Source organism: Actinacidiphila paucisporea, from assembly GCF_900142575.1.
GTDB lineage: Bacteria > Actinomycetota > Actinomycetes > Streptomycetales > Streptomycetaceae > Actinacidiphila > Actinacidiphila paucisporea.
The window spans coordinates 1-16,400 of sequence record NZ_FRBI01000018.1 but is presented as its reverse complement, the minus strand read 5'-3'; the positions used below and the strand labels follow the sequence as shown (position 1 = coordinate 16,400).

The following is a 16,400-nucleotide window of genomic DNA, read 5'->3' as shown; positions in this document are numbered from 1 at the left end:
CCCGGCGCGCCGGGGACACCGCATCAGAGTTTCCCAAGTCACCACGGCGCGCACTGCGTTCAACGGATTCTTGACTGCCTCTTGCCGCACGGGGAGGGCGTGATTAGTTTATTCGCTGAACTGACGAACAGCTCCGTCGGCGCCGCGAGCGCGGGCTCCCCCGCCACACCGGGAGGTCCCGGCGGACGTGCGTCCCACTCTCCTTCCCGGCCTTGAGGGCACGCTTCTCCGAACGCTCCGCAGCAGGTGACACACGGAGGTGAAGGCATGGGTTCGACCCCTGCACACGGTCCCCGTCTCGGGGTGTGGATCATCGGCGCACGCGGCTCGGTCGCCACGACGGTCGTCGTCGGCGCCGCGGCCGTGGCGGCGGGTCTCGCCCCGCCCGTCGGCTGCGTCACCGAACTGCCCGACTTCCGCGACGCAGGACTCACCCCGCTCGGCGACCTGGTCTTCGGCGGCTGCGACATCACCGGCATCCCCTTGGCCAAACGGGCCGAACAGCTGGTCGCGGCCGGTGTCGTACCGGCCGATCTACCGGCCTCGCTCCAGCGGGCGCTGGCCGCCGCCGACCGGGAGATCCGCCCCGGCGTCGGCGCCGCGGCCGGCTCCCAGGCACCCCAGGCCGCCGCGATCGCCGGCCAGCTGGCGGACTTCCGCGAACGCCACGGGCTGGACCGGGTCGTGGTGGTCAACCTCGCCTCCACCGCCCCGCAGCCCGACCCGCACCCCGCCTTCACCGACCTGGCCGCCCTGCGCGCCGCACTGGCCGGACCCGACCCCGTACTGCCGCCGCACGCGCTCTACGCCTACGCCGCACTCGGCGCCGGGTGCGGCTACGTCGACTTCACCCCGTCCGGCGCGATGCGGCTGCCCGCACTCGACGAACTCGCCCGCAGCATCGGTGTCCCTTACACGGGCAACGACGGCAAGACCGGTGAGACCCTGGTCAGGAGTGCGCTCGCCCCGATGTTCGCGCACCGGGCGCTGCGCGTACGGGCCTGGTTTGGTACGAATCTGCTCGGCGGCGGTGACGGGGCGACGCTCGCGGACCCGTCCGCCGCGGCGAGCAAGAACGCGTCCAAGGCCCGCAGCCTCACCGAACTCCTCCCCGACCCGGTCGAGGGCCAGGTCCACATCGACGAGGTGCCCGCGCTGGGCGACTGGAAGACGGCGTGGGACCACATCGCCTTCGACGGCTTCCTCGGAGTGCGGATGACGATGCAGTTCACCTGGCAGGGCTGCGATTCGGCTCTCGCCGCGCCGCTGGTCCTCGACCTGGTGCGACTCCTGGGCCGCGCCATGGCCCGCGGGGCGGTGGGGGTGCAGCCGCAGTTCGCCTTCTTCTTCAAGGACCCGATGGGGGCGCGGGAGCATCGGCTCGTGCCCCAGTACGAACGCCTCCTGGCTTGGACCAGGACCCCGTTATGACCCCTCGGCCGGCGTCCGGGCCTCTTGCGACCTCCCCGCGCACCCGCCCCCAGGAGGCTGCCCCTTACGGTGCGTCACTTGCCTGCGGCCGCACCGTGGTTACGCGCGCAGTTCCCCGCGCCCCTGGGGTGGTGGCTGCCCGTTCCCACACGACGGTTCGTGGGAGCTGGGCACGCAGGGCCTTTCGCCGCGACCGCACGGGGCCAATGCCCGGCAGAGGCAGGCGCCCCAAAGGGGCGCGAGGAACGGCGCGCGCAACCACGACGGCGGAAACGCCAAACGCCTACCTGAAGGGGGCATCCCCTGGGGGCGCGGGGGACTGCGCGGGCCACCACAGCCGGGCCGCAGGCAAGCGACCGCGCGGGACGGCCCGGTGCTGATCTGCTCCGACCCGGCGTACGGCCGGGACCGCTACCACGTCACCGAGGTCAGGGACCTGCTGCTGCGGCTCGCGGGCCTGGAGCCGCACGGCTGAGTCGCGCGCGGCGACCGGTCAGGAGCCCGACCCCAGCAGGCCCTCCGCCGTGCGGGCGACCTTCGCCAGCGCGTCCATCAGGCATGCCAGCTCGGCCTCGGTCAGGTCCGCGGTGACCTGCTGCTCCAGATCGCGCCGGGCGGTTTCCACCGGTTCCTGCAGCGCGCGTCCCGCGTCGGTGAGCCACAGCCTGACCAGCCGGTTGTCCCGGTCGTCGCGGCGGCGTACCAGCAGGCCCGAGGTGGTCATCCGGTCGGCCATCTTGACCACCGTAGGGGTGGTGACGTGCAGTTTCGCGGCGACCTCGCCCGGCGTCCTGCCGTCCTGCCGCCACAGTGCGGCGAGCAGGTGGTGCTGGCCGTAGTGCAGACCGTTCGCGCGCATCGCCTCGTCGGCGAGCGCCCGCAGCACCTTGGTGGTCCTGCTGTGCAGGTCGAGGAACTCGGGCATCGCGACCTTCCGGCGGCGGGCGCGGCACAGGCCGCTCCCGGAATCGATTGACGGCTAATGATTAGGCGGCTAGCGTTCTCCCCCGTCAGGTCATTAGACGGCAAACGACCTCAGGAGATCCCGATGATACTCGTTACGGGCGGCACCGGAAACATCGGCCGCGAGCTGGTCGGGCAACTCGACGCGGCGGGCGCCGAGGTCCGCGTCCTGGTACGCGACCCAGCCCGCGCCGCCGCGCTGCCCGCCGGCGTCGAGCGCGTCACCGGCGACCTCACCGTGCCGGCCTCACTGACCGCCGCCTTCGCCGGCGCCGACCGGCTGTTCCTGCTCACCCCGGGCATCGCCGTCGACACCGCGGCCCACGCGGTCGCCGCCGCGCAGGCCGCGGGCGTACGGCACATCGTGTTCCTGTCCTCGACCAACGTGCTGGGCGAACCGATGCCGGCGATGGGCCGGTGGCACCACACCCGCGAGCAGATCGTCCGCGGCTCGGGCATCCCGGCCACCGTACTGCGGCCCGGCGGCTTCATGACCAACGCGCTGGACTGGCTTCCCACCATCCGCGACGGCGGCTACGTCCTCGACCCGGTCGGCCCCGGCCGCCTGGCGCCGATCGACCCGGCGGACATCGCCGCGGTCGCCGCGCACGTGCTGACCACCGACGGGCACGAGGGCGAGAGTTACGCCCTCACCGGCGCCGAGTCCTTCACGGTGGCCGAGCAGGTCGCGATCATCGCGGCCGCCGCCGGCCGGCCGATCGAGGTGCGCCCCGCCGGGACCGCCGAGGAGGTGGTGGCGGCCCGCTTCCCCAACGGCGCGCCGCCCGCGCTCGCCGACGCCGTCATCGGGGGCTTCGCACTGATGCGGGCCGACACCGTGGGGCTGCGCACCGACACCGTCGAGCGGCTGCTCGGGCGCAAGCCGGCCACCTTCGCCGACTGGTGCGCCCGCCACGCCGACGTCTTCAGGGCCGCCTCAGCGGGCCAGTGAGGCCGCGTCACCCATGACGACGACCGGGTGCAGGGCCGGGTCGAGGGTGGCGAGCAGCTGCTTCATGTACGGCGCGGAGACGCTGACGCAGCCGTGGGTGGGGCCGCCGTGGTCGACGTGCAGCCAGATGCCGCCACCCCGCGAGGCGCCCATCGGGCGGGTCCAGTCCAGCGGGGACACCCCGGTCTTCCGGTTGTAGTCGATCGCGATGACGTAGTCGAAGGACCCGGCGAGCGGCTCGCCGCGGAAGCCGCGCCCGCCGGTGTCGAAGCCGCCGGAGTGGTGGTACGGGAGTTTCGTGCCGGGGTCGGACAGCAGGCCGCCGGCGTCGGAGAGCGTGAACACCCCGATCGGGGACCGCAGATCGCCCGAGTGGTGGTCGGCGGTCCAGCCGTCCCTGGCATTGTGCGCGGGCCAGGCGGCGCCCGGCTGCCAACCTCCGTCCGCGGCCCGCCGGTAGAGGACGACGGTGGCGTCCGGCGAGTTGCGCGAGCGCCCGGTCACCAGGACGACCTGCCGGGTTTGCGCGGGTATACGCGCCAGCGTCTGCGGTCCGAGCCCCGGCAGTTGCCGCGGCGCTGCACCCGTACGGCTCGGCGCCGGCGCGGTGGCGGCCGGACCGGCCGGCCTGCCGTCCGTGACGACCGGGGCGGCCCTGTCCTGCGCGGCCGTGCCGACCGGGGTGCCGCAGCCGGCGATGACGGCGATCGCCGCGGCGCCGAGACCGGACAGCAGGACGCGGGGGGATGGGGAAGGCATGGGGTGGAGCCCTTCGGTGCAAGAGGTCGCGGACAACGGGGTGTTGGGCCTGCGGGGCGCCCCGCGGCCGCCCGCAGGTCGCTCCCCCGGGCCGCGGCGGCCCGGTCGTACGTCAGTACCCATACCCCTGCAACCGTTCGGCACCGCCTGAAGGTTGCCCGGGCATCCCGTGGGTGACCCACACCACCGCCACTACCGCCGCCCTGCCACGCTGCCACAGCGCCCGCACAGCCTCCGTACAGTCCCGCGGGCCACTTCACGCCGAGACCCTTGACGCGCCCTGTGCGCGAGTGTTCACTTCCGCATTGGAGAGCGCTCTCCCGTCATCGCATCCCTCGCCCCACCGCAACATCCCTCCCGGCGGCCGCCGTTCAGAGTCCTCCTGCCTTCCCCCACCTCCTTGAGGGAGACTCATGTATGCCAGCAACAGGGTCAGACCCCGTGCTGCCCGCACCACCCGCGCCGCCTGGCTCGCCTCGGCCGCCGTCCTCGCGCTGATCGCCGCACTCTTCACCACCGCACGGCCCGCCCACGCCGCGCCTTCGCTGCTGTCGCAGGGGAAGACCGCGACGGCCTCCTCCACCGAGAACGCCGGGACCCCCGCCTCGGCAGCCGTCGACGGCAACACCGGCACCCGCTGGTCCAGCGCGGCCGCCGACCCCCAATGGCTCCAGGTCGACCTCGGCGCGACCGACACCCTCAGCTCCGTCACCCTCAACTGGGAGACGGCCTACGCCACCGCCTTCAAGATCCAGGTCTCCGACAACGCCCAGACCTGGACCGACGCCTACTCCACCACCACCGCGACCGGCGGCGTACAAACGGTCCCCGTAAACGCTTCCGGCCGCTACGTCCGCGTGTACGGCACCGCCCGCGCCACCGGATACGGCTACTCCCTCTGGGAATTCCAGGTCTACGGCACCACCGGCACCACCGGACCGGGCACCTGCGGCACCGACAACGCCGCGCTCGACCGCCCCGCCAGCGCGTCCTCCACCGAGAACGCCGGCACCCCGCCCGCCGCCGCCGTCGACGGCAACACCGGCACCCGCTGGTCCAGCGCGGCCACCGACCCCCAGTGGCTCCAGGTCGACCTCGGCAGCAGCGTCCCGGTCTGCCAGGTCGTCCTCAACTGGGAGGCCGCGTACGGCACTTCCTTCCAGATCCAGCTCTCGGACAACGGCACCACCTGGACCCCGGTCTACTCCACCACGACCGGAACCGGCGGCATCCAGACCCTGACGGTGGCCGGCACCGGCCGCTACGTCCGGATGAACGGCACCGCCCGCGCCACCGGATACGGCTACTCCTTGTGGGAGTTCCAGGTCCACACCGGCGGCAGCGGCACCTCGGGCGGAGGCACCACCGGCGGCACGACCACCGGAGGCGGCACCGGCACCGGCACCTGCGGCACCGAGAACGCCGCGCTCGGCCACCCGGCCACCGCCTCCTCGCTCCAGGACGACGACCCCGGCTACTCCGCCGCCTACGGCGTCGACGGCAGCACCATCAGCCGCTGGTCGAGCGCCTCGTCCGACCCGCAGTGGTTCCAGGTCGACCTGGGCGCGAGCCTGCCCGTCTGCCAGGTGGTGATCACCTGGGAGAACGCGTACGCGAAGGCCTTCCAGATCCAGCTCTCCGACAACGGCACCGACTGGCACCAGGTCTACTCCACCACCAGCGGCGCCGGCGGCAAGCAGAGCATCGCCGTGACCGGCAGCGGCCGCTACATCCGGATGTACGGCACCGCCCGCGCCACCGCCTACGGCTACGCGCTGTGGGAGTTCGCGGTCTACACCGTCGGCGGAGTCACCGCGACCATCCCGCCGCCGCCGTCGCAGCCCGCGCCCGGCAACTGCCCGTGGCTGAACTCCACGGCCGCCACGTCCACCAGGGTCGCCCAGCTGATGGGGCAGATGTCGCTCCAGCAGAAGGTCGCCATGCTGCACGGCACCGACGCCCCCGACTACATCGGGAAGATCATCGGCATCCCGGCGCTGTGCATCCCCGACGTCAACTTCGAGGACGGGCCGGCCGGTGTCGGCGACGGGCTCGGCGGGGTGACCCAGATGCCGTCCGGCATGGTGTCCGCCGCGACCTTCGACCCGCAGTGGCAGCAGAGTTACGGTGACGCGGTCGGCCAGGAGTTCGCCGCCAAGGGCGTGCACGTCGCCCTCGGCCCGACGGTGAACATCATCCGCGACCCGCGCTGGGGCCGGTCGTACGAGACCTTCGGCGAGGACCCGTACCTGTCAGGCCAGATGGGCGCCGCCGACATCAGGGGCATCCAGGAGCAGGGCGTGATGGCGGAGGTCAAGCACGCCGCCGCGTACAACATCGAGCAGCCGGCCGGCACGGTGAACGTCGACGCGCGCACCCTGCAGGAGATCTACCTGCCCGCCTTCCAGACCGCGATCAAGGAGGGCGGCGCGGCGGCGGTGATGTGCGCCTACAGCAACGTCAACAACCAGCCGTCGTGCCAGAACCCGGACATCCTCAACAAGGGCCTCTACCAGCAGGCCGGCTTCACCGGTTTCGTGACGTCCGACTGGGGCGCCATCCACTCCACCGTGGAGTCCGCGAACGCCGGCCTGACCGTGGAGATGCCCGGCGGCTACTACTACGCCGACTTCCTGATCCAGGCGGTGCAGGACGGCCGGGTCAGCCAGGCGACCGTGGACACCATGGTCTCCCGGGTGCTCACCCAGATGTTCCGCTTCGGGATGTTCGACAAGGCGCCCACCGGCAGCAACAAGGCCATCGTCACCACTCCCGCGCACAACAAGGTGGCCCTGCAGGGCGTCGAGGAGGGCACCGTCCTGCTCAAGAACAACGGCGTGCTGCCGCTGAACCCGGCGGCGCTGCCGTCCGGTGTCGCGGTCATCGGCACCGACGGCGGTCCCGGCACCCAGACCATCGGCGGCGGCAGCGGCACGGTGACCAGCAGCGGCACGTACACCCCGATCATCGGCATCCAGCAGCGGCTCGCCGACACCGGCACCAAGGTGACCTACGACGAGGGCACCGACGTGACCGCGGCGGCGAACCTGGCCCGCAACTCCAGCGTCGCGGTGGTCTTCGCCAGCGACAACTACGGCCACGAGGAGGCCGACAACGCCTCGCTCAACCTGCCGGGCAACCAGGACGCGCTGATCTCCGCGGTGGCCGCGGCGAACCCGCACACCATCGTGGTGCTCAACGACAACTCGGCGATCCTGATGCCGTGGCTGAACCAGGTCGCGGGCGTCTTCGAGGGCTTCTACGACGGCCAGCAGTACGGCCAGGGCATCGCGGCGCTGCTGTTCGGCGACGTGAACCCCTCCGGCCACCTGCCGGTGACCTTCCCCGCCGCGCTGTCCCAGGTCCCGGCGAACACCGCCGCCCAGTGGCCGGGGACGAACGGCCAGGTCAGCTACTCCGAAGGCCTCAAGGTCGGCTACCGGTGGTACGACACCAACAACCTGGCCCCGCTGTTCCCGTTCGGCTTCGGGCTGTCGTACACCAGCTTCTCGTTCGGCAACCTCCAGGTCGGCGCGGTCTCGGGCGGCCAGGCCACGGTGAAGGCGACGGTCACCAACACCGGCAGCCGGGCCGGCACCGAGGTGGCGCAGCTCTACGTGGCCGACCCGGCCGCCGCGGGTGAGCCGCCGCACCAGCTGAAGGGATTCCAGCGGATCAGCCTGGCCGCGGGCGCGTCCGGCACGGTGACCTTCACCGTCCCGGTCCACGCGCTGGCGTCCTGGTCCACGACGGCGGGCCACTGGGTCGCCGGCGCGGGCACGTACCAGATCCTGGTCGGCGACTCGTCCCGCAACCTCCCGCTGAGCGGCGCTCTGACGCTGCCGTCGGCGGTGACCGCGGACTGACGGCGGCCGCTGTGGCCCGGGGGCCCGCCGGGTCCCCGGGTCACAGTGCCCAGACGCCCTTCCCGAGCGTGGTCAGGCCGCCCGCCAGGGCGAGCAGCAGGACGGTCAGCCGGCCCCGCGCTCCGGCACCCGGTCGGCGCGTACGCGGCCCGCCAGCGTCCCGGCACCCATGCCGCCGACGGCCGGCGCCCAGACCGGTGTCGATCAGGCCCACCGCGCTGATCAGGCCGGACGCGCAGTTGGCCAGCGCGATCCCGTGCGCCGGGCCGATCAGCAGCACCAGCGAGGGCACCGCGACCAGCGCGAAGCCCATGCGACATCCGCTGCACGGTGGAGCCGGCCAGCACGATCCCGGCCAGCGCCAGCGCGTCGGCCCAGCCGTTCAGACCGCGCTCCTGCGCCGCCCCCGTGCGGTACGTGCCACCGCCGCGTAACAGGCCAGGCCCACCGCGGCGCCGGCTCCGCCGCCGAAAGCGACGGGCGGCACCAGGTCGAGGACGCCGGCGCCGCGCAGCGAGCCACCGTCCCGGCGGGCGACGCGGGCCGCCGCTCCGGCCGCCGCGGCCGCGCCCACCAGGACGGTGGCGGCGAGCCTGGTACGGGCGGACGGCCGCGGCCGCGGCGGCGCGTCCGCGGGCGCCGCGCGCAGGGTGCGCGCCACGTACCAGCCGACGACGCCCAGCCCCAGGACGGACGACCCGAACTGCAGGTCGTAGTAGAGGGGGCGGCCCAGCACCGTACGGTCGAGCACCGGCAGCAGCCGGACGCCCGCCCGGCCGCCGTGGGTGAAGGCGTCCCAGGCCACGTGCGTCCCGGCGCCGACGGCCGCGGACAGCGCGAAGCGGCCGGCGCCTGCCAGGCCCCGGGTCCGCCCGGTCGGCGCGGTCATGGCGTCGGCGGCGTCCGCCCACCGGCCGGGCAGCAGCGCGACCAGCGGCTCGCGCAGCAGCCAGTGCCAGCCGGCGGTGAGCACCGCGGCGATCGCCACGTCGGCGGTGGGCACGCCGAGCGGGCTGTGCGTGAACACCCCGAAGCCGAAGGTGCCGTGCACCAGCGAGTCGGTGAAGTACGGGACGTCGGGCGCCAGCGAGCCGGCGACCAGCGCCGAGGCCACCAGGGGTCCGCGCGGCCGCCCGTCGCGCAGCATCGGCAGCACGGCGGCGGGATGACTGAGTGTGAACGGCATCCCGCCATCTTCCCCGGGCCGGTGCGCGGTGGACGGACGGGGGGCGCCGTGTCCCCCCGTCCGCGCCGGTCGGCGGGCCGGGTCAAAGGGTGGTCAGGGGGTGTAGACCTGCGGGCGGGGCGGGGTCGCCATGCCGTTGCCGAGGAAGAAGCTGGGGTGCGGGGGCTGGTTGTAGGCGGTGTTCTGCCAGGCGACGGCTTCGCGGTACTGCGTGTCGTGCATCAAGGTGGTGATGCGCTGGGTGGTGGGGTCGGGGGTGGAGTAGATGCGCAGGGCGTGGTTGTCGGTGGTGGGCCAGACGGCCTCTTCGCGCCAGTCGCCGAACAGGTCGGCGGTCAGGGAGGGGGTGGCCTTGGTGCCGTTGTTCGAGTGGACGCCGGAGGCGGTCAGCAGGCGGGTGTCGGAACCGGTGCCGTATTTGTCGATGTGGGTACCGTCGAGGAGTTCGCGGACCGGGTCGCCGTCCCACCAGATGGTGAAGTTGGCCGAGCCGGGTTTGCGGCCGATGTTCTGGCCTTTGGTGTTGTAGACGCCGTCGACGGCGGCGGACCAGGACTCGGCGCCGGGGCTGCCGGCGTACACGTCGTCGGAGACGCCGCGGCCGTTGTCGCAGGCGCAGTCGGGCTGGTGCCAGAAGATCTGCCCGGTGCGGGCGTCGGCGAACCAGGCGGAGTACTTGTCGGTGTTCTCGTCGACCTTGAATTCCTCCAGGCCGGGGCGTGCCGGGTCGAGGTCGCCGACGTGCAGGGCGTCGCCGTGGCCCTGGTTGGTGTTCCACAGGCCGTGGCCGTTGTCGTCCACGGCCATCGAACCGTAGATGATCTCGTCCTTGCCGTCGCCGTCGACGTCGGCGACCGAGAGCTGGTGGTCGCCCTGGGAGGCGTAGGCGCCGTTGCCGGAGTCGTTGGTGTCGAAGCGCCAGCGTTCGGTGAGCTTGCCGTCGCGCCAGTCCCAGGCGGCGATCACCGTACGGGTGTAGTAGCCGCGGGCCATGATGATCGAGGGGCGCTTGCCGTCGAGGTAGGCGGTGCCGGCCAGGAAGCGGTCCACCCGGTTGCCGTAGGAGTCGCCCCAGGCCGAGACGGTGCCGCGCGGCGGATCGTAGTTCACCGTCTGCATCGCGGCGCCGGTCCGCCCGTTGAAGACGCTCAGGTACTCGGGGCCCGACAGGACGTAGCCGGAGGAGTTGCGGTAGTCGGCGCTGGAACTGCCGATCACCTTGCCGGTGCCGTCCGTGGAGCCGTCGGCGGTCTTCGTGACGACCTCGGCCTTGCCGTCGCCGTCGTAGTCGTACACCTGGAACTGCGTGTAGTGCGCGCCCGAGCGGATGTTGCGGCCCAGGTCGATACGCCACAGCCGGGTGCCGTCGAGGGTGATGCCGTCCAGGATGGTGTCACCGGTGTAGCCGGACTGGGAGTTGTCCTTGGCGTCGGTGGGATACCACTTCAGTACGAGGTCGAGCCGGCCGTCGCCGTCGAGGTCGCCGACCGAGGCGTCGTTGGCCTCGTAGGTGTAGGCGACGCCGTCCGGGGTGGTGCCGCCGGCGGGCGGCGAGATCGGCACATCGTGGTAGCCGTTGGCGAACGACAGCGACGCGGGCGAGGCGGCCTGCTCGGCGCCGTTCACCACCGCCCGCACGGTGTACGACGCGTCGGCCGCGGCGCCGGAGTCCAGGTAGTCCGTCGCGCCGGTCAGCGGCGCCGGGTTGACCTTGGTGCCGCCGCGGTAGACGTTGAAGGCGACGTCGTCCGGGTCGGTGCCGAGCCAGCGCCACGACACGAGGTTGGCGGAGCCACTGCGGACCGAGACGACCCCGCGGTCGAGCTTCTCGACCTGGCGGCCCTGGCCGGACGGGGGCGGCGTGGTGGTGGGCGGTGTCGTCGGGGGCGTGGTGGGCGGCGTGGTGGTCGTACCGCCGGTGCAGGCGACGCCGTTGAGCGTGAAGGCGGTCGGAGCGGTGGGCGTACCCGAGCCGGTGATGGCCCCGTTGAACCCGAAGGAGGCCGAACCTCCGGTCGCCAGCGCGCCGTTGTAGCTGACGTTCGTCGCCGTGACCTGGCTGGTGTTGAGCGTGACGTCCGCGTTCCACGCCTGCGTCACCGTCTGCCCCGACCCGAAGGTCCACTTCAGGCTCCACGACGACACCGCGTCGCCGAGGTTGGTGATCGTGACGGCGGCGCCGAAGCCGCCCTGCCAGGTGTTGGTGATCGTGTAGCCGACGCTGCAACCGGCCGCGGCGGGTGCGGCGGCCGCGCTCACCGGAACGGCCTGGACGGCCCAGGTGGTGCCGGCCGCGATGAGCGCGCCGACCGCCGACGCCGCCCAGGCGCGGCGGCGCGCGCGCTTCCTACGGGTGGTCATGGATCCTCCAAGGTGGGGGGAAGGAAGCCGTGGGTTGGAACGTTTTAACGTTCCAACCCAAGTGTGGGAGCGCTCCCACGGGGCGTCAACGGTTGGCCCGAAAATTTTCGCGGCCAACCGCCGCCGGCGGAAGGGTGGATGCGCGGGCGCGCGGGCGGACCGGCGAACCGGCGGGCAGACGGACGGACCGGCGAACCGGTGGGCGGTCAGTCGGGCGCCAAACGGGCACGCCGGCGGGCAGACCGGCGGGGCCGCGGGCAAGTCAGTCCGGCGGCAGGCGGGCACGCCGGCGAGGTCGCGGGCAAGTCAGTCCGGCGGCAGGCGGGCACGCCGGCGGGCAGACCGGCGGGGCCGCGGGCAAGTCAATCCGGCGGCAGGCGGGCACGCCGGCGGGGCCGCGGGCAAGTCAATCCGGCGGCAGGCGGGCACGCCGGCGGGCGGACCGGCGGGGCCGCGGGCAAGTCAATCCGGCGGCAGGCGGGCACGCCGGCGGGCGGACGGGCGAGGTCGCGGGCACGCCGGCGGGCGGACCGGCGGGGGCGCGGGCAGTCAGTCTGGCAGCGGACGGGCAGTCGGGCGGACCGGCGGGGGCGCGGGCACGCCGGCGGGCGGACCGGCGGGCAGTCGGACCGGCGGGGGGAGAGAGACGGACCCGCCGACAGGCGAGCGCGCGGGCGGGCGGACCGGACGACGAGACGCCCGTCTCACCGATCGGCGCGCTCTGAAGGTCGATTCACCTCTTCGCGGGCGAAACGGCAGGCCGGCGCGCACCCTGAGAGGCCGTCACCGGGGTACCGGGGGTGCCTCTGGGGGTGGGGTGGCGACGGCCCGCCGGGAGCGGGTGGCGCCGGTAGAGTGAGGGCCTGGCAGCCGGATCCGAGGTCCGCCGCAGCCACACCCGACGCGCGGAGGAGTGACCGGTTTGGAGTTCGGTGTACTCGGGCCACTACGGGTCCGTGACGCGGACCGTGACCACACGCCCACCGCGCCCAAGCAGCGCCAGCTGCTGTCGCTGCTGCTGCTCGACGCGGGCAAGGTCGTCCCGGCCGGCACCTGCGTGACCGAGCTGTGGGGCGGCTCCCCGCCGAACAGTGCCGCGGCCACCCTGCAGTCGTACGTGCTGTCCCTGCGCCGGATGCTGACCGCGATGCCGAGCGTCGGCAGCGCGCCCGCGGCCCGGCGGTTGCTGGAGACCCGGGAGAACGGCTACTCGCTCGTGGTGCCGGTCGACGCCCTCGACCTGGAGCGGTTCAGGGCGCTGGCCCGCCGCGGCACCGCGCTGATGCACCGGGACGACCGGGGCGCCTCCCGGCTGCTGCGACTGGCACTGGCGCTGTGGCAGGGTCCGGCGCTCGCCGGGGTTCCGGCGGGTCCGGTGCTCGCCGGGCGGCTGCGGGTGCTGCACGAGGAGCTGCTCAGCGTACGGACGCAGCGCATCGACGCGGACCTGAGCCTCGGACGGCACCGCGAACTGCTCGACGAGCTGGACGCGTTGGCCGCTGGACAGCCCGCGGAGGAGTACGTCCAGGTGCAGTACATGCTGGCGCTGTACCGCTCGGGCCACCGCGACCGGGCGCTGGTGGTGATGGCGCGGCTGCGCCAGGTGCTGCGTGACGAGCTGGGGCTCGAACCGTCCTCCTGGGTGGAGAACCTGCACCACTCGATGCTGGAGGGCGGGCCGCCCGACCGGTGCGGTCCCGGTGGGGCCGACCCGCCGGGGCGGTGACGCGAGGGCCGCGAGGGACGCGTCACCTTCCGCTGTCGCCGATGGCGTCGATCTCGGCCATCAGCATGAGTTCCGTCCGGGTCAACGGAATTTCCCGGCACATCCGCTCGGGGTGCCCGGCGGGGGGCCCGTCCAGACTTGCCGGCGACGGCAATTCCGGATAAGCCAACTCCGGATCGGGCATGTGGAACCAGAACATGGCGAGGCTCCCGAGCCCCGCGGTCAATTGCCTCAGCAGCCACCGGGAGATGCGTCTCATCCGGCGAAGATAGAGCGCGGCTGCAAAGCCGGCATTAAGCGGAGCCCCGGCCCCGCTCGCCCCGCGCAATTCGGCCCCGCCGGGCAGCTGTGCCGGCGATTCGCCTGACGTGTCGCGCCGGCTGGCGGGCATGGCCGCCCGTAACGGCTGTCGCTGCCGGAAAAGAATGCGTCCCTTCGCGCCGGGAACCGTAGGCAGCACGACGGCCGCTCGGTAAACTCGCTGCGTCAGTCAGACCACGGTGACCAGTTCGTTCGACACGTCACACCCTGTCCGTATGCGCAACAGCACAGCCCGGTGGCCCGGTTCGCAGCTTCCGGGCGACAGGCCACTCCGTCACGGGGACGGGGTGCATGCGATCGTTCAGAGGGGACCACGTGGACAGCCTGGAGGTCTTCGAGCCGGCGGCGGGGCATGAGCCGGCGGCGCCCACGGTGTCACTGCGGCTGCTGGGGCCGCTCGAAGTGGTCGCCGGTACGACGGAGGTGCCGCTCCCCCAGCGCAAGCTGCGGCAGTTGCTCGCCACTTTGCTGATCCGGCCGAACGCCACCGTCTCCAGCGACTCGCTGATCCGCGACCTGTGGGGCGACCGGCCGCCGGCGACCGCGGTGTCGGCGCTGCGGGTGTACGTCTCGCAGCTGCGGAAGTTCCTGGCACGCCACGGGCTCGACAGCTGGTGCGTGCTGCGGACCAGGACACCCGGCTACCAACTCGCGGTGGACGACGGCGTCCTGGACACCGTCAGGTTCGAGCGGCTGTGCCGGCTCGGCCGCGAGCGTGCCGACGCCGGCGACCTGGAAGCCGCCTCCCGCCTCTACCGCGAGGCGCTGGCGCTGCGCCGCGGCCCGACACTGGAGGACCTGCGGGACGGCCCCGCGCGGGCCGGCGCCGCCCTGCAGTACGACGAGGCGTGGATGACCGCGCTGCGCCGCCGTATCGACGTCGACCTGACGCTGGGCGGGCACCACGAACTGGTCGGGGAACTGCGCCGGTTGACGGCCGAGGATCACCTCAACGAGGGCTTGTGCGCCCGCCTGGTGCTCGCGCTGCACCGCAGCGGCCGCAGTGGCGAGGCGCTCGACGTCTACCGGCGCGCCCGGGCGCAGCTCATCAAGGAGCTGGGCATCGAGCCCGGTGTGGAGCTGCGGACGGCCCACCGGACCGTTCTGTCCGACGGCGCCCTCGCCCCGGCGGTCTCCGCGACGGCCTGAGGGCAGTCGGCGTCCCGTGACCGCCTGAGACCGGGCGCGTCGGCGACGGTCGGGGGCCGGCGGGCGGGCGGGGTCAGCGGCCGGGCGCCGCGGGGCGCCGTGCGGCCACGAGCCGGTCGAGGACCAGGCTGCCGATCTCGGGCCAGCGCTCCGACAGGAAGAAGTGGCCGCCGGAGTAGGTGCGCACCTCGCAGCCGGCCGCGGTGTGCCGGGTCCAGGCGCGCGCCTCCTCGTCGGTCACCCGCGGGTCGCTGTCCCCGGTCAGCACGGTGACCGGGCACTCCAGCGGGGGCCCCTGCGGGTGCCGGTAGGTCTCCACCGCCCGGTAGTCGCTGCGCAGCACCGGCAGCGACATCCGCAGCACCTCCTCGTCCGCGAGCACCTCGGGCGGTGTGCCGTCCAGCGCGCGGATGTCGGCGAGCAGCGCGTCGTCGCCGGCGAGGTGCAGCCTCTCGTCACGGTATGCCGAGGGTGCCCGCCGCCCGGACGCGAACAGTCGTACGGGCCCGGCGCCGTCGGCCGCCATCCGGCGCGCGACCTCGTAGGCCACGACCGCGCCCATGCTGTGCCCGAACAGCGCGAGGCGGTCCCCGCGCCAGGGGGCCAGGGCCTCGGCGGCGCCGTCGGCGAGCCGGGCTATGTCGTCCAGCAGTGGCTCCCGACATCGGTCCTGGCGGCCTGGGTACTGCATACAGAGCACATCGGTCCGCTCCCGCAGTTCCGCGGAGAGCGGGTGGAAGAAGCCGGCCGCCCCGCCGGCGTGCGGGAAGCAGACGAGTCGCACGGACGCGGCCGTGTACGGGTGGAAGCGGCGCACCCACGTCCGGGTGGCTGCGCCGGTGAGTGTAGGCGGCACGATTTTCCTCACGTCATGGTCGTTGGCGCCCCGAGCGGGGCGTGGGATTCCTGCGATTCCGCTGCGCCGGCGTGTGCTTCGACCGGGCGTGGGGGCCTGTCCACGGTGGCGGTCCGGTCGCGCGCACGGAGCGCCGGCCGCACCTCGGACGCGGTCCCGGGCCCCTTCGGGACGTCCTCACCTCAGGGGGTCAGGTGACGGTCCAGGTGTCGGTGCCGGTGAGGAGGGTGGTGAGGTCGCCTGGGCCTTGTTGGGTGGTGGCGTGGTCGATCTGGTCGGCCATGTCGGTGTCGTAGACGGGGCGGGTGGTGTCGCGCAGGACGCCGATGGGGGTGTGGTGGAGGGTGTCGGGGTCGGCGAGGCGGGTCAGGGCGAAGGCGGTGGTGGGGCTGGTGGCGTGGGCGTCGTGGATGAGGATCTGGTCGGGGTTGGTGGTGGTGGTGTCCACGACGGTCAGGTCGCCGGTCGCGGGGTCGCGGATGACGCCTTTGGAGCCCAGGCCGTCGGGTGCGGGGGTGCCGAAGCGGATGGGTTGGCCGTGTTCGAGGCGGATGAGGGCCTCGTGGGCGGTCGCGGAGTCTTTGAGGGCGTCGAAGGCGCCGTCGTTGAAGATGTTGCAGTTCTGGTAGATCTCCACCAGTGCGGTGCCGGGGTGGTCGGCGGCGGCGCGCAGGACGGACTGGAGGTGTTTGCGGTCGGAGTCGATGGTGCGGGCCACGAAGCTTGCTTCGGCGCCGATGGCCAGGGAGAGGGGGTTGAAGGGGGCGTCCAGGGATCCCATGGGGGTGGACTTGGTGATCTTCCCGGTCTCCGAGGTGGGGGAGTACTGG

12 protein-coding genes and 1 pseudogene are annotated in these 16,400 nt (G+C 73.2%); 5 read left to right on the top strand and 8 right to left on the bottom strand.

What is annotated here, in order from left to right; translation table 11 throughout:
* The first annotated feature begins 267 nt into the window (after positions 1-267).
* A complete protein-coding gene (locus BUE44_RS23905; protein WP_073501045.1) occupies positions 268-1,431 on the top strand; it encodes an inositol-3-phosphate synthase in 1,164 nt (387 codons plus the stop codon).
* 493 nt (positions 1,432-1,924) lie between these two features.
* Here BUE44_RS23905 and BUE44_RS23900 read toward each other — a convergent pair whose 3' ends face one another.
* Positions 1,925-2,356 carry a MarR family winged helix-turn-helix transcriptional regulator gene (locus BUE44_RS23900; protein ID WP_073501044.1) on the bottom strand — a complete coding sequence of 144 codons (432 nt, stop codon included), beginning with the start codon at positions 2,354-2,356 and terminating at the stop codon, positions 1,925-1,927.
* Between the two features lie 123 nt (positions 2,357-2,479).
* Between BUE44_RS23900 and BUE44_RS23895 the strand changes: the two genes are divergently transcribed.
* A complete protein-coding gene (locus tag BUE44_RS23895) occupies positions 2,480-3,346 on the top strand; it encodes an NAD(P)H-binding protein (RefSeq protein WP_073501043.1) in 867 nt (288 codons plus the stop codon).
* Here BUE44_RS23895 and BUE44_RS23890 read toward each other — a convergent pair.
* Positions 3,332-4,105 (bottom strand): L,D-transpeptidase family protein, encoded by a 774-nt coding sequence (locus BUE44_RS23890; RefSeq protein ID WP_073501042.1) that lies wholly within the window; start codon positions 4,103-4,105, stop codon positions 3,332-3,334. The genes BUE44_RS23895 and BUE44_RS23890 overlap by 15 nt on opposite strands.
* 413 nt (positions 4,106-4,518) lie before the next feature.
* Between BUE44_RS23890 and BUE44_RS39625 the strand changes: the two genes are divergently transcribed.
* Positions 4,519-7,971 (top strand): discoidin domain-containing protein, encoded by a 3,453-nt coding sequence (locus BUE44_RS39625; protein ID WP_079190020.1) that lies wholly within the window; start codon positions 4,519-4,521, stop codon positions 7,969-7,971.
* 40 nt (positions 7,972-8,011) lie between these two features.
* On the opposite strand, the gene BUE44_RS39805 is transcribed toward BUE44_RS39625, so the two are convergent.
* From BUE44_RS39805 to BUE44_RS23865, 3 genes are all read right to left on the bottom strand, one after another.
* On the bottom strand, positions 8,012-8,284 hold the full coding sequence (locus tag BUE44_RS39805; RefSeq protein WP_073501041.1) for a hypothetical protein: 273 nt from the start codon (positions 8,282-8,284) through the stop codon (positions 8,012-8,014).
* A gap of 69 nt (positions 8,285-8,353) precedes the next feature.
* Positions 8,354-9,157, bottom strand: a complete 804-nt coding sequence (locus BUE44_RS23870) for a DUF4184 family protein (RefSeq protein ID WP_073501040.1) — start codon at positions 9,155-9,157, stop codon at positions 8,354-8,356.
* Positions 9,158-9,250: 93 nt separating this feature from the next.
* A complete protein-coding gene (locus BUE44_RS23865) occupies positions 9,251-11,518 on the bottom strand; it encodes a rhamnogalacturonan lyase family protein (protein ID WP_073501039.1) in 2,268 nt (755 codons plus the stop codon).
* A 922-nt stretch (positions 11,519-12,440) separates the two neighbouring features.
* Here BUE44_RS23865 and BUE44_RS23860 point away from each other — a divergent pair.
* Positions 12,441-13,244, top strand: a complete 804-nt coding sequence (locus BUE44_RS23860; RefSeq protein ID WP_073501038.1) for an AfsR/SARP family transcriptional regulator — start codon at positions 12,441-12,443, stop codon at positions 13,242-13,244.
* A 22-nt stretch (positions 13,245-13,266) separates the two neighbouring features.
* Here the strand turns inward: BUE44_RS23860 and BUE44_RS23855 are convergent, their stop codons facing one another.
* The gene (locus BUE44_RS23855) at positions 13,267-13,503 is read right to left on the bottom strand and encodes a DUF6059 family protein (RefSeq protein ID WP_143172571.1); all 237 of its coding nucleotides are present in this window, start codon (positions 13,501-13,503) and stop codon (positions 13,267-13,269) included.
* A 353-nt stretch (positions 13,504-13,856) separates the two neighbouring features.
* Between BUE44_RS23855 and BUE44_RS23850 the strand changes: the two genes are divergently transcribed.
* Complete coding sequence (locus BUE44_RS23850; protein WP_079190018.1) at positions 13,857-14,714, top strand: AfsR/SARP family transcriptional regulator; 858 nt, start codon at positions 13,857-13,859, stop codon at positions 14,712-14,714.
* 73 nt (positions 14,715-14,787) lie between these two features.
* Here BUE44_RS23850 and BUE44_RS23845 read toward each other — a convergent pair whose 3' ends face one another.
* Both BUE44_RS23845 and BUE44_RS23840 read right to left on the bottom strand, forming a co-directional pair.
* Complete coding sequence (locus BUE44_RS23845; protein ID WP_073501036.1) at positions 14,788-15,570, bottom strand: thioesterase II family protein; 783 nt, start codon at positions 15,568-15,570, stop codon at positions 14,788-14,790.
* 190 nt (positions 15,571-15,760) lie between these two features.
* Positions 15,761-16,400 (bottom strand): annotated as a pseudogene (locus BUE44_RS23840) (2-oxoacid:ferredoxin oxidoreductase subunit beta); the annotation flags it as partial.

What these genes read in the sequence shown, in the direction of transcription:
- BUE44_RS23850 (WP_079190018.1), top strand. Translation starts at nt 13,857, where the DNA reads ATGCGATCGTTCAGAGGGGACCACGTGGACAGCCTGGAGGTCTTCGAG.
- BUE44_RS23895 (WP_073501043.1), top strand. Translation starts at nt 2,480, where the DNA reads ATGATACTCGTTACGGGCGGCACCGGAAACATCGGCCGCGAGCTGGTC.
- BUE44_RS23905 (WP_073501045.1), top strand. Translation starts at nt 268, where the DNA reads ATGGGTTCGACCCCTGCACACGGTCCCCGTCTCGGGGTGTGGATCATC.
- BUE44_RS23870 (WP_073501040.1), bottom strand. Translation starts at nt 9,157, where the DNA reads ATGCCGTTCACACTCAGTCATCCCGCCGCCGTGCTGCCGATGCTGCGC.
- BUE44_RS23890 (WP_073501042.1), bottom strand. Translation starts at nt 4,105, where the DNA reads ATGCCTTCCCCATCCCCCCGCGTCCTGCTGTCCGGTCTCGGCGCCGCG.
- BUE44_RS23855 (WP_143172571.1), bottom strand. Translation starts at nt 13,503, where the DNA reads ATGAGACGCATCTCCCGGTGGCTGCTGAGGCAATTGACCGCGGGGCTC.
- BUE44_RS23900 (WP_073501044.1), bottom strand. Translation starts at nt 2,356, where the DNA reads ATGCCCGAGTTCCTCGACCTGCACAGCAGGACCACCAAGGTGCTGCGG.
- BUE44_RS23865 (WP_073501039.1), bottom strand. Translation starts at nt 11,518, where the DNA reads ATGACCACCCGTAGGAAGCGCGCGCGCCGCCGCGCCTGGGCGGCGTCG.
- BUE44_RS39805 (WP_073501041.1), bottom strand. Translation starts at nt 8,284, where the DNA reads ATGGGCTTCGCGCTGGTCGCGGTGCCCTCGCTGGTGCTGCTGATCGGC.
- BUE44_RS39625 (WP_079190020.1), top strand. Translation starts at nt 4,519, where the DNA reads ATGTATGCCAGCAACAGGGTCAGACCCCGTGCTGCCCGCACCACCCGC.